At 44.0% G+C, this 12,993-nt stretch carries 10 protein-coding genes; 5 read left to right on the forward strand and 5 right to left on the reverse strand.

All coding sequences use genetic code 11. The features are described from left to right. Positions 1 to 124 precede the first annotated feature (124 nt). Positions 125 to 958: an orotidine-5'-phosphate decarboxylase gene (gene pyrF / locus ABDD94_RS07830; RefSeq protein WP_345955381.1), complete on the forward strand. Its 834-nt coding sequence runs from the start codon at positions 125 to 127 to the stop codon at positions 956 to 958. Between the two features lie 234 nt (positions 959 to 1,192). Here pyrF and ABDD94_RS07835 read toward each other — a convergent pair whose 3' ends face one another. Next, the gene (locus tag ABDD94_RS07835; protein ID WP_345955382.1) at positions 1,193 to 2,086 is read right to left on the reverse strand and encodes a cation diffusion facilitator family transporter; all 894 of its coding nucleotides are present in this window, start codon (positions 2,084 to 2,086) and stop codon (positions 1,193 to 1,195) included. A gap of 163 nt (positions 2,087 to 2,249) precedes the next feature. Between ABDD94_RS07835 and ABDD94_RS07840 the strand changes: the two genes are divergently transcribed. Both ABDD94_RS07840 and ABDD94_RS07845 read left to right on the forward strand, forming a co-directional pair. Then, positions 2,250 to 2,567, forward strand: a complete 318-nt coding sequence (locus ABDD94_RS07840; protein WP_345955383.1) for a hypothetical protein — start codon at positions 2,250 to 2,252, stop codon at positions 2,565 to 2,567. A gap of 83 nt (positions 2,568 to 2,650) precedes the next feature. Then, positions 2,651 to 4,936, forward strand: coding sequence for a TonB-dependent receptor (locus tag ABDD94_RS07845; protein ID WP_345955384.1), 2,286 nt, complete (start codon positions 2,651 to 2,653; stop codon positions 4,934 to 4,936). A gap of 209 nt (positions 4,937 to 5,145) precedes the next feature. Here ABDD94_RS07845 and ABDD94_RS07850 read toward each other — a convergent pair whose 3' ends face one another. Both ABDD94_RS07850 and ABDD94_RS07855 read right to left on the reverse strand, forming a co-directional pair. Continuing rightward, positions 5,146 to 5,772 (reverse strand): PRC-barrel domain-containing protein, encoded by a 627-nt coding sequence (locus tag ABDD94_RS07850; protein WP_345955385.1) that lies wholly within the window; start codon positions 5,770 to 5,772, stop codon positions 5,146 to 5,148. A 145-nt stretch (positions 5,773 to 5,917) separates the two neighbouring features. Beyond that, complete coding sequence (locus ABDD94_RS07855) at positions 5,918 to 6,562, reverse strand: OmpA family protein (protein ID WP_345955386.1); 645 nt, start codon at positions 6,560 to 6,562, stop codon at positions 5,918 to 5,920. Positions 6,563 to 6,740: 178 nt separating this feature from the next. Here ABDD94_RS07855 and ABDD94_RS07860 point away from each other — a divergent pair, with 178 nt between their 5' ends. Then, positions 6,741 to 7,151 carry a hypothetical protein gene (locus tag ABDD94_RS07860; RefSeq protein ID WP_345948188.1) on the forward strand — a complete coding sequence of 137 codons (411 nt, stop codon included), beginning with the start codon at positions 6,741 to 6,743 and terminating at the stop codon, positions 7,149 to 7,151. Positions 7,152 to 7,226: 75 nt separating this feature from the next. After that, the gene (locus ABDD94_RS07865) at positions 7,227 to 8,294 is read left to right on the forward strand and encodes an oxygenase MpaB family protein (RefSeq protein WP_345955387.1); all 1,068 of its coding nucleotides are present in this window, start codon (positions 7,227 to 7,229) and stop codon (positions 8,292 to 8,294) included. 96 nt (positions 8,295 to 8,390) lie between these two features. Here the strand turns inward: ABDD94_RS07865 and ABDD94_RS07870 are convergent, their stop codons facing one another. Beyond that, positions 8,391 to 11,846: an efflux RND transporter permease subunit gene (locus ABDD94_RS07870; RefSeq protein ID WP_345955388.1), complete on the reverse strand. Its 3,456-nt coding sequence runs from the start codon at positions 11,844 to 11,846 to the stop codon at positions 8,391 to 8,393. Between the two features lie 35 nt (positions 11,847 to 11,881). Then, a complete protein-coding gene (locus ABDD94_RS07875; protein ID WP_345955389.1) occupies positions 11,882 to 12,973 on the reverse strand; it encodes an efflux RND transporter periplasmic adaptor subunit in 1,092 nt (363 codons plus the stop codon). Positions 12,974 to 12,993 lie beyond the last annotated feature (20 nt).

Below are 12,993 nucleotides of genomic sequence, written 5' to 3' on the forward strand. Positions count from 1 at the left end.
AACGCTGCAATAGTACCTATTTAATTTAATTATTGCAATTATTTTAAAAAAAACTTACATCAGGCTAACACTTCGGATGATTTTTAGTTTTTTTGACCTCTAAAATAATTCACTCTTTAAGCATATGCTCTCACGCCAGCAGCTCATTAGCCAGATTAAGCAAAAAAAATCGTTCTTATGCGTAGGTTTAGATACCGATCTGGATAAAATACCGGCTTTTTTGCTCGATTATCCTGATCCGATCCTGGAATTCAATAAACGTATTATTGACGCAACCCAAGATTTGTGTGTGGCTTATAAACCTAATGCTGCGTTTTACGAAAGCTACGGCGTAAAAGGTCTGCACGCCTTAATTGCCACTAACAAATACCTCCCCAAAGACTGCCTCAGCATTATTGATGCTAAGCGTGGCGACATTGGCAATACCTCAGACCGTTATGCCCGGGCTTTTTTTGATGAAAGTGCAGGCGGAATGAATTTTGATGCTATCACCATAACGCCCTACATGGGGCATGATAGTATCACGCCATACCTGGCTTATGAAGGCAAATGGGTAGTTATACTGGCGCTAACCTCTTCAGTAGGCAGTCACGATTTTCAGTACCTGCAAACCAACGAAGGCTTGTTGTATGAGGCCGTTATAAAAAAAGCTAACACACTAGCCGGTAATGATCGCATTATGTTTGTAGTGGGAGCAACCAAAGGCGCCGAATTTGAAAATATACGCAAGCATGCACCCAATAACTTTTTGTTAGTACCTGGTATAGGTGCGCAGGGCGGTAGCCTGGAAGAGGTATGCCGCTACGGCATGACATCCGAATGTGGCCTGTTGGTGAACGCCTCGCGCTCAATCATCTACGCCTCCAACGGCACCGACTTTGCCGAGGCCGCCCGCGCTGAAGCACTAAGCCTTCAACAGCAAATGCAGGTAGAGCTGGAAAAGGCAGGGGTAATTTAAGCCGCTCCCGAACCTTCGCCGTGAGAGCGGACTTTAGAGTACCAGTGCTGCTTTAAAATCAGCTTGTCGTTTCAAGCGTTAATTAGATATCTTTTTTAAGCAATAGGTGGTGAACTCAAAAGATCTCTTCTGCCGTTCGCTAAGGGGTGTACAGACGATAGAACAACTGATGTTGGAAAGTTTTCCATTTGGAAATGGGAAACAAACCAGGTTCAAAAACATTTCCTTTATCTATTACACCGGTTCTACAAAAAGTTGCTTATAATGAGGGTACCGGCTTTGTATAGCTGCACGAATGCTTTGAATGGCATCGGTAATCTGTGCGTTGCCAGCTTCGCGAATAAAGTTTACTTTCAATATCAAAATCACTTCTTCGGGTGCCAAGTAGGTGGATAAGTGCTGGGATACCTCATTCACTAAAGGATCACTTTCTGTCAACTCAATTACCGCTTTTAATTCTTCGGGCAGTGGGGTTTCGCCCATGAGCAGGCTACGACTCTCGCGTACCAGCAGTATGGCAACGGCGGTAAGCAGTAAACCAATCAGTATGGAAGCTATACCATCGATGTAAGGGTTTTCAAGCAACTGACCTAGTAATATGCCGGTAAAAGCAATCAGTATCCCAATCACATCGGCGGCATCTTCAAATAGTACCACAAAAGTTGATGGATCCTTACTCTGGTGCACGGCCTGCCAAAAGGGGGTATCACCGCGCTGACGTTTAAATTCTTTTATGGCGGTGATAAACGAGATGCCATCGAATATAAAGGCGATACCCAATACCACATAGTTCCAAACAGGGTTGGTTACTTCCTGCGGATGCATCAAGTGTTCGATACCTTCGTAAACCGAAAAACCACCACCCAGCGCAAAAAATAGCAGCGATACCACAAACGACCAAAAATAAAGCTCGCGCCCATAACCAAACGGCCGGCTTTCATCGGCCGGCTTTTTACTTTTACTGATGCCCAACAGCAGCAGCACTTCGTTGCTGGTGTCAACAAGGGAGTGTATGCCCTCAGATACCATAGCCGAACTGCCGGTAAATACTGCCGCCGCCAGTTTAGTAATGGCAATTAATAAATTAGCGCCGAGTGCCGTGTAAATAGGTGTTTTAGATGCAGCCATATGCTAATAATACATGAGCGGGCTATTTAAGTTTGCTGTTAATAGCACTTTAAAACCTAAAAACGCTTGTTCATTTAAGTATCATTTCTGTAATAAAAAGGATAGAATGCTATTAAAATGTTAATTACACCCTTTTTTAAAATATATTTGCAGCAACAACGCTGTGAAAAACCGTAGTGCTAAAATATTAACCTCGCTGTTGTTCCTGCTCACTTTTGTGATAGGGCAAGTGATTGTATTTGCGCACACCCACAAAGCAGACACACAGCATACCAAGCATTATTCTTCCCAGCAAAAGTCAAAAATTGTTGAAGATAACTGTCCCATTTGCGTTCAGCACGGGCATTTACAGTTATTTCTGCAGCAGTATGATTTTCATTTCTGGTCCTTCAGCAGTGCTTATAAACCGGTAACTCACGCCGTTATTTATCAGAGCATAAAGCTGCTGCTGTCAGGTAACAGAGGGCCGCCTGCGGTTTAATTTATCTTCTACTAAAGTTGTGGTTAAACCACAACGTCTTATTGTATTCAAGTAAATTAAATAGTTCAGCTATCTCTATTATCATGAAATTAAAATTTTTGGGCGGCTTGTTGCTGCTTATACTGCCTGTTTATATATATGCCTCAATAGCCGCTTTTACCGGCAAGGTAACCGATGCTAAAACCAACGATCCTATCATAGGCGCTACGGTAACCATCTCACAATTGAAGATAAGTACCAGTACCGATGCAAACGGTGCATTTACCTTTGACAGACTACCGGCCCGCGGCCGTTATGTGGTTGAAGTTCGGTATCTGGGTTACCAAACCCTGGTTAAAACAGTCGACCTGTCGTCGCCTACTGCATTGAGCTTTGCCTTAACGCCCAGTATTATTGAGGCACGCGAAGTAGTTGTTACGGGTACATTGGTTACGGCAACCAGCAAATACAACAGTACATCTGCCAGCGTAGTCTCAAAAGAAGATTTGCAAGGCGCATATACCAACCTGATTGATGCGCTGGCCAAGCAAGTACCCGGTGTAAGTCAAATTACTACCGGGCCAGGCATATCCAAACCAGTTATCCGGGGGTTGGGCTACAACCGTGTGGTTACACTGAGCGATGGTGTAAAGCAGCAAGGCCAGCAATGGGGCGACGAGCACGGTATTGAAATTGACCAGTATCAGGCCGATAGGGTAGAAGTATTGCGCGGTGCGGCCTCATTACAATACGGGTCTGATGCTATTGGCGGTGTAATTAACCTGGTTGAACCACTGGCACCTGCACCAGGAAACGTTAGGGGCGAAATCTTATCTAACTATTCTACCAATAACGGTTTGAGTGGTTCGTCGGTAATGCTTACAGGTAACCAGAACGGCTTTGTGTGGCGCGGGCGTGGCTCTTACCAAAATGCTTATTCATATAAAACTGCCGAAGGCTATTTTCCAAACAGTGGTTATAATAATACTAATGTAAGCGCCATGCTGGGGCTTAATAAAAGCTGGGGCTATTCGCACCTTAATTTATCTTATTATAAAAATAATGTAGGCTTCTTCGACCCTGAGTCGGAAGATGAATTGTATACAACCGAGCATTCACGTTCGCTTGCTTTTCCGCGTCAGGATATAAGGCACTATAAAGCTGCTCTGAATAATAACTTTGCTATTGGCGAAGGCTCGTTAAAAGTTGATTTAGGTTATCAGAAAAATCAGCGCCGCGAATTGGAAGAAAGTGCTGATCCAGCTTTATTTTTCGATCTGAATACTTACTCGCTTGATGCTAAATATTCGCTTCCGCATAAAAACGGATGGGAACCGGTAGTAGGTTTGAGTGGAAGCATTGGGCACAGTGTAAACAAGGCCAAGGAAAAGTTAGTACCCGATTACAACGCCTATGCTACAGGTGTATTCGGTTTTGCTAAAAAGACTTTCGGCGCCAGCTCATTTAGTGCCGGCGTGCGTTATGATTATATCCAGAGCAAGGGCAAGCAGCTTTTTGAAGATGATGAAGAACGCTTCACAGGCTTCAATAATACTTTTAACAGTATTAGCGGTGCCTTGGGCTACACTCATGTGTTTAACGAGAATTTGAACTTTAAAGCTAACGCTGGTTCGGCATTCAGAGCGCCAAATCCGGCCGAATTAGGTTCGAACGGCGTGCATGAAGGTACTTTCAGGTATGAGATAGGTAACGGCAACCTGCGCCCCGAAAGAAGTTACCAGGCCGATGCAACTTTAGAATTTGGTTCGGGCGTTGTTACCGGGAGCTTGGGTGTGTATGAGAATTATGTGCACAATTTTATTTACGCATCTAACACCAATAACGAAAGCATTGAAATTCTGGATGAAGATCTTGGTGATTACCCTGTTTACCGTTACGGCCAGGTTAATGCCAACCTTTACGGTGCCGAAGCCAGCTTAACCTTACACCCGGTATCTTTCATCCATTTCGAGAATACGTTTAATTATACGCATGCGCAAAACACCACGCTGAATCGTCCGCTGGCCTTTATACCGGCCGGTACGCTACGCAATACATTGCGCTTTGAGCCAAAGGTTAAAGGCTTAAACTCACTCTACTTTTATGTGGGGGTTGACAACGCCTTTAAACAAACCCGTATCGACCCAACCTTCGAAACGCCAACAGCCTCATACACTTTACTGAATGCCGGTATTGGTACTACCATAAAGCTGGGTAAGCAAGAGTTGAAGCTGTATGTGTCTGGGGCTAATTTAACCAACAAACGTTACTATGATGCCCTGAGCCGTTTAAAACCAGGCAGATTGGATCAAACCAACACCAACCTGGGCGTTTATAATCCTGGCCGTAACATAACGTTCGGGTTTTTTATGCCTTTTAGCTTAAAGTAGCAACGTTTACATCAGGTATATCGCAACTTAATTACGAAATGATAGACCTGATTTAGGGCTCATGCAAGCAACCTTTCGAAGCGACAAGCTAATTAACTCTAAAAGATTGTTGCTAACGTTCAAAGTAAGATTAAACAAAAAAGGAGATGGCAAACGCCATCTCCTTTTTTGTTTCGAATAACAAATTGTTTATAGTAAAATTATAAGCCTTACGGTAAATCATTCTCCTCGCGGTGCCTTGGAAGTTCTGGCTGCTTGGGGGCTTCGGGTAAGGCGTTTTGGGCTGTGCTCGATGTGGTGCTTATGTCGTCAGGTGTACCAGTTTCAGGCAATAATTTATCTGGATTAGTTTCCTGCCTGCGGCGGTTATACAACCGGTTTTGGTTAAACTGCTCATGCTCGTAAAAATCTTCGGTAGGCTGCGAGCCTACCGCGCCCATGCTCATACCTGCAGCACCCAGACTTGAGAAAGTGGTGCGTATGTGACTTTCGTGTTCGGCTGTTAACAGGCTACCCCGCTCGTAAGAAGGCAGATTTTCAAGGTGGGTAACCGCAACCTGCGGCACTACCACAAAGTCATCATCCTTGTGCAGCTCAGCCACCCCAATTGGAATAAGAATGCGGCGTGCTTCCAATCTTAAATCATTTGCATCGGTATCAACTACCATGTAACGTACCTTGCGGGTTTGCGGGTTAAACAGTAGTTCTTCCACATCACCTATGTTTTCGCCGCTGTCGGTTTTTACATCCCAGCCTTTAATGTCGGGCTGTCCGTCTGCTATCTCAAAGTCGCTGCCACTCAGTTCTTCTAAACGGCTGTATTCATTATCTTCCATTGGTATGTAGTTATTAAATTAATGGTTGCTAACGCTGTTTGTAATCAAGTTGTTGGTTGTTAAGTTAAGAGCATGCTTCTGTAAGTGCTGTTAAAAACAATTGCAGTTTACTGAAAGCAAAACCTAATAAATCAATACCCAGGCACTATCTGGCCAAGCTATCCGGTATGGCTACGATTTCTACGCTGCGGTTAAGCTTACGGCCTTTGGCAGTGGCATTGCTGGCTACAGGTTCAGATTCGCCGTAAGAGTGTACCGAAATTTTGTTAGAGGCAAGTCCGGAATTTTGTACAAACCAATCGCGCACAGCTTCAGCACGTTTGGTGGCCAGCTCATCATTGGCCTGTTTATCACCAGATGAGTCGGTATGACCGTAAATACCTATAACCGAACCTTTCAAGCGTTTCTCTAATGATGCTGCAATTTGTTTCAGTTGGTTACTTGCGCTGCCTTGCAGTGCACTTTCACCTTTGGCAAACAATACATTATCGCCCAGGCTGTAAATAGTATACTTTTCACTACCACGTACTGTAATAGCAGTATCGGTTATTTCTTCATAAGTAGTGGTTGGCGCATTAAAGTCTACGCTATCAAAGTTTGGCTGCGTGGCAGCCAGCTGAATAGTGGTGTCGGTAGTAGTTGTTGAATCGGTAGTGGTGCTGGTTTGTTCGCCGGCCCGGTTACCACAGCCCCGTAAAAAGAAAAACAGGAGCGCTAAAGCGACAATTAGTAAAATGAGCCATAACCACCAAGGGGTTTTGCTTTTGGGTTGTACATTTAATTCAGCCATAATGTTGTCAGTTCGATGTTTAGTATGCCAATCACAGCAGTATATAACCGCTTAATTCATACAATAAACTATTTTTTGCACGGATAGTTTTTTGTTGTCTTAAAAGCTACAACTCCTGCATTTAAATAATCGAAAACTAATCGGCCTAATTAATCTTTAGTAAATAAACTTAACTGTTATGTTCGATCAGATCTTAAACATTGTAAAAGAGCAATTGGGTAACCATCCACAGGCTTCAGCAGCTGTGCCTCAACAACATGCCGATGATATTCACAAAGAGATAGCCGGTTCGGTTGAAAAAGAGGTGAAAAGTCAGGCAAGTTCGGGCGGTTTGGGCGACATGCTCTCATCACTGGCCGGAGCAGGTTCGGGCAGCCCGGTAGCTAATGCCATAACCGGCGGATTAGTAGGTACACTCACCAGTAAATTTGGTTTGCCTCCGGCAGCCACTGGCGCCATTGCAGCGGCTATTCCGGGCATTTTGCAAAAATTTGCCCATAAAACCAATGACCCTAATGATAGTAGCATTACACCCGATGGTATCCTGGGCTCGCTTACTGGTGGTAAAGGCTTGGGCGGCTTATTTTAAACAAACATTAAATTACGTTTAAAGGGCAGGTGCAGTAATGTGCTTGCCTTATTTTTTGCTAAATTGCTTTATATCATGAGTGCATCAGTTATTAACTATACAGCCGAATACTTATTAGAAAAGCGTAAAGTAGCTGATGCGGAAGCCGATTTGTTTGTGGCCAGTGTTGTGGCTCGTCTGGATGAAAAAGCCAGGCTGAGAGATTATTTAGCAGGCTTAGTCAATAACCAGCAACTTACAGATTTACCTCCTGAGTATGCTAAAGAGCCTTTATTTGCAAGTGCAATGCAATTGCCTGCCTGGGCTAATGAAAAGCAGATGCAACAAGGTGCGGCCTTTTTTGCCCGCCATGCAGGGTTAATTATGAATATGCTTGGCTTGTTATCGTTACCGTACTGTTATGCTGCGGCCGATGGAGCCAGGGTGCTGTACCTGTCTGAACGCTTACGTAATGATACTGCCCGACGCCTGCAAGAAACAGGCGACTTTGTATGGGAGGTTATGGCACCTAATGCTTTTAAGCCAGAAGGAAAGGGCTTTGCCAGTATAATAAAGGTTAGGTTAATACATGCTATGGCCCGCTACTATACGCTGCAAAGCGGCAAGTGGCAGGCAGAGTGGGGACAACCGGTTAACCAGGAGGATATGGCCGGTACTAATTTGTCTTTTTCACTACTGGTTATACGTGGGCTGCGTAAACTGGAGGTAGCTGTTAGTTATGCCGACCAGCAGGCCTTTATGCACGTGTGGAACGTAATAGGTTATTTATCTGGTGTTGAGGAAAGCTTGCTTCCGCAGGATGGCAAGCAGGCCATTGCCCTGGAGCAAGGCATCAGCAGTCATCAGTTCAAGCCATCGGAGCAGGGGAGAGCCCTGGCGCAATCTTTAATAGATTACTTTACAGCGTTAAACCTGCAACCACCGTTTGGCAGTAAGGAAACCGTGCAGCTAATGCGCTTTTTGCTGGGTGATGAAGTGGCCAATATAATAGGTTTGCCCCATGGCGAGGCACCGCGCAATGTTATTAACCTGCTCAAATTGAGCGGAACCATTCAGGAACTGAAATGGATGCCATCGATCAGTAAGGTTTATAGTGAACAGTATGCTGATTTTAGAAAACAACAGAAGGGCTTGGTAAGCTGAGCTTGTGAAATAAACTGCTTCATTTAAAATGTTCAAAAACAGAAAAGCCGAATGATTGAATCATTCGGCTTTTCCGTTTCATGATCAGACGGTCAGTTAATGAACAGCGTCTAATTGAGGTTTTGCTTCGTGAGTGATTTCTTTTTTGCCAAAGAATCTTTCTTTCAGCTTAATGCGGATAAGGTACATACATGGTACCAGGATCAATGTGATGATGGTGGCGAAGCCTAAACCAAATATCATTGTCCAGGCCAGCGGGCCCCAAAACGCCACGTTATCACCACCGAAGTGGATGTGCGGGTTGAAGTGTGTAAACAAGCCTACAAAGTCGATATTAAAACCTACCGCCAACGGTATTAAACCTAATATGGCAGCTGTAGCAGTTAACAGTACCGGCGTCATACGGGTGTGGCCAGCTTCAACTACGGCATCGTGTACGCTGGTGCCTTGCTCAATCAGCATATCGGTAAACTCTACCAGTAATATACCATTTCGTACTACTACACCTGCAAGGGCAATGATACCTATACCGGTCATTACAATGGACATGGTCATACCGAATATACTTATACCCAGCAATACCCCAATGATACTGAAGAAGATCTCGCTGATGATGATTAAAGTTTTACCTATAGAGTTAAACTGTATCATTAAGATAACCAAAATTAAACCAAACGACGTTGCCAACGCACCCAACAGGAAGTTCATAGCTTCCATCTGGTCTTCCTGGCCGCCACCCTGACGGATGATAATATTATCAGGCTTTTTGAAGCTTTTTATGGCTTGCAAAATGCTAGCGTTAACATCGTTAGCGTTGTATGGTTTGATAACGTTAGAACCCAGCGTTAATACCCTGCGCTGCTGTTTACGCTTAATGTTACTGTAAGTATTGGTGTAACGTATATCGGTAAAGGCAGAGATAGGCACCTGGCGTATAGCACCGCCGGTAGCCAAATCACGGTAGGTTATTTTAAGGTTGCGCAACTCGTCAATATTGCTACGCTGCTCAGGCAATGCCCTTACCTTAATCTGGTAATCGTCTTCCTTCGTGTTCCTGAAATCGGCAGCCTTTAAACCTAATATGGCGGCAGCCAGGTTTTGGGTGATCTGGCCCGAGCTTATGCCCTCACGGTTAGCCCTTTCGCGGTCAACATCAAAAACGATGACCGGTTTATCGCTTTCCACATCGGGGGTAAGGTTTTCTATACCGGCAATGTTCTGTTTAGCCAGGTAAGTTTTTAAGCGATTACCTGTTTTTACCAGTGAGTCGAGGTTATCGCCAATTAATTCGATACTGATATCTTTTTGTACCGGCGGGCCACTGCTTTCTTGAGCTACAGAGATCTTAACACCTGGTATGATACCCTGAACGGAGTTACGAATTTTGGCTAAAATAGCTTTGGTGTCGGCTCCATTACGTTCGCCAAACTCAACAAAGGCCACGGTAACCTTACCTTTATTCTGGTAATCGCCCTGATCTTCATCCTGCGGGTCGGTAACGCTTTTGGTTACGTTGGAGATGATAGAAGAAACCACTTCTTTATCGGGCTCAACCACCTGGGCTACACGCTGCTCTACTTTTTTGGTAACGGCATCGGTAGTGGCTTGGTCGGTCCCGATAGGCATGGTAATGTATACGTATGCAAAGTTAGGGTCGCCCGAAGGGAAAAACTCTGGTGTTTTACCTAGTATACTGTTAATAACCAAAGCCAGTACAAATAATACAAAAGTACCCACCAATATGGTTACCGGACGCCTAACGGCACGCTCCAGCCATTTGGCATACCAGTTTTGAAATTTAGGCCAGCTATTTTTCTGGAATCTGTCAATTACTTTAAGTAAAAAGAAGTGGTTAATAAGATATAAAACAATAAACAGTACCGTTAAATTAGGTAGTAATAAGGATATGTGAAAACGACTATCAACAGGTAATGCAGTAAGGAGATAAAAGAATATTGCTACACCACCCATGATCAATACTGTTTTGCGGGTGCTTCTATCAAACTTCGGATTCTCATGTTCACCTTCATGGTGCGGCTTCATAAAATCTACCGCAAAAACTGGGTTCATAATATAGGCTACCACTAACGACGCTAAAAGCGTAATAATCAATGTAACCGGCAAGAATTTCATAAACTCACCAATTATACTGTTCCAGAACATTAGAGGCACAAAGGGCGCTAAGGTCGTCATGGTACCCGAAAATACAGGAAGGAACACCTCACCAGCTGCCGTTTTTGCGGCTTCTTTAATTGGCACTTTGCCGTTGTCGAAGATACGGTGCGTATTTTCTATAACTACAATGGCATCATCTACTACAATACCCAGAGCCAGCAGGAAAGAGAACAGTACAATCATGTTCAATGTATATCCGAGCCAAGGCAATATGAGGAAAGCGATGAAGCAGGATAAAGGGACCGACAGGGCTACGAATATAGCGTTCGTTGTTCCCATGAAAAACATCAAAATAACCGTTACCAGGATGAAACCAATAACTATGGTGTTAATCAAATCATTAAGGGTAGTACGTGTCTTGTCAGACTGATCGCCGGTTACAGTCACATTCAGACCTTTCGGAAAAACGGTTTCCTGTTTTTCTTTAATCAGCGCGTTGATCCTGTCAGACGCCTCAATAAGGTTTTCGCCCGAACGTTTACTCACGTTTAATGTTATAACGTTTTTGAAGCTTGGATTGGCGGGCGTTTTTAAACGTGCGTAGCTTTCCTGTTCCAGAAACGAATCTTTAACCTCCGCTATGTCCCGTAAATATACAGCCTGGCCTTTAGGGTTGCGAATTACCATTGCGGCAACTTCATCTGCATTTTTAAAATCCTGTCTCAGGTCAATACTGCGCCTTACGCCGTCGGTTTTGATGGTACCGACAGATGATAAGATGTTTTCGGCGCCAACATTTCTAATGATGTCATCAAAAGTAATTTGTGCGGCCGTCATCTTGTTCAAATCTACGTTGATCTGAATTTCAGGGGTTAGAGCGCCAATTTCGTCTACTTTAGAAATCTCTTTAAATCCTTCAATTTCATCTTTCAGTATGTCGGCGTATTCCTTTAACTTCTTCAAGTCATAATCGCCCGAAAGGTTAACGTAAAGGATAGGCAAATCGGCCACGTTGATGTCTGATACCGTAGGCTCTTTAAAGTTGTTATCGTTTTTGGGCAGGTCGTCTTTTGCCTTGTCTACCGCATCCTGTACATCTATCTTGGCATCCTTAACCTTAATATTAGGGTTAAACTCAGCCGTAATAACCGATACGTTTTGCAGGGAGTTAGACGTTACTTTTTTTAGCCCTTTAAGCGATTTTAGCTTTTTTTCTATTTGCCGGGTAACCAGGTTTTCCACGTTTTGTGGCGATTGGCCAATGAACTGTGTGGTTACAAATATTTTAGGTACCGCAATATCCGGAAAGTTTTCTTTAGGCAGGTTATTGTAGCTTATCAGTCCCAGCACGGTAATGAGAAACATGAGCACGTAAACTGCCGTTTTATTATCTATGGCCCAACTGGAGGGGCCAAATTCTTTTCTTACATCTTTCATATTATACAGATCAGGATGTGTAAATAAATAGCAACCTATTGGGTAACTTTAATTTTATCACCGTCTTCAATGTCGGTAACACCTTCGGTAATGAGCTGGTCGCCGGCTTTAAGGCCTGAGGTGATTTCGGTTTGGCCACCATAGGTTTTGCCCGATTTAACAACCACCCTTTTAGCGGTGCCTGCGTTATTAATGAATACGTAATCACCTTCTTCTGAGCGTTGAATAGCTTTTACCGGTACAACAATAGCCGCAGATTTAGCGTAATCGGCAATCTTCAATATAGCGGTCATGTTAGGGCGAATACCGGGGCGCGAAGGTAGTTTTACTTCTACCGCAAAACTACGCGAAACCGGGTCGATAGCTTTGGCTGCAAATGTTACCCTGGTGGTTAAAGAGTCGTTAGCATCGGGTACCAAAACTTTAACATTGTTACCTGTATTTACGCTGCCCGAGTACGACTCCGGAACATCGGCTTTCACCTTTAAGTTCTGGTCGTTCACAATACGGATGCCGGTTGTACCGGGCTGAGCCACCTGGCCCAGTTTTAAATCCATTTGATCAATAGTACCACTGATGGGCGATATAATACGGGATTGATTAGCCTGCTGACGTAAAGCAGACAATGCTTTTTCATTGGCTGTTAGGGTAGCTTGCGCTTGCAAGAACTGAACCTCGGTGCCTATTTTTTGATCCCATAAGGCTTTTTGACGTTGGTATAAAGTACGGTTTAATGCAACCTGCGCTTCTACCTGGGCAATTTGCTGCCTTATAACGCTGTTATCTAACTGTGCCAATACCTGACCGCGGCCTACCCGTTGGCCAACCTTTGCGTTTAAAGCGATGATTGTGCCGGGTACCTGTGGATACGCGGTTACGTTATCCTGCGCATCTACCTTACCTTGTATTTGTACATAGTTGGTAAAGCTGCCTGGCTGTAAGGTTACAACAGAAACTTCTGTTACTTTTTCATCCTGCTTACTGCCTACCTGCGCTTCAAGCGCAGTAATTTTTGAGTTAATATCGGCCTGCTGCTTTTTAAGGTCGGCAAGTTCAGCTGCTTTGTCTTTAGGTTTGTTGCTGCATGCAGCCAGCACTAAAAGGGGTATATATAATAATTTTTTCATGTCGGGTTATATAAGGTTTA

Origin of the sequence: Mucilaginibacter sp. PAMB04168, from assembly GCF_039634365.2 — a bacterium.
In the GTDB taxonomy this organism is placed as follows: Bacteria; Bacteroidota; Bacteroidia; order Sphingobacteriales; family Sphingobacteriaceae; genus Mucilaginibacter.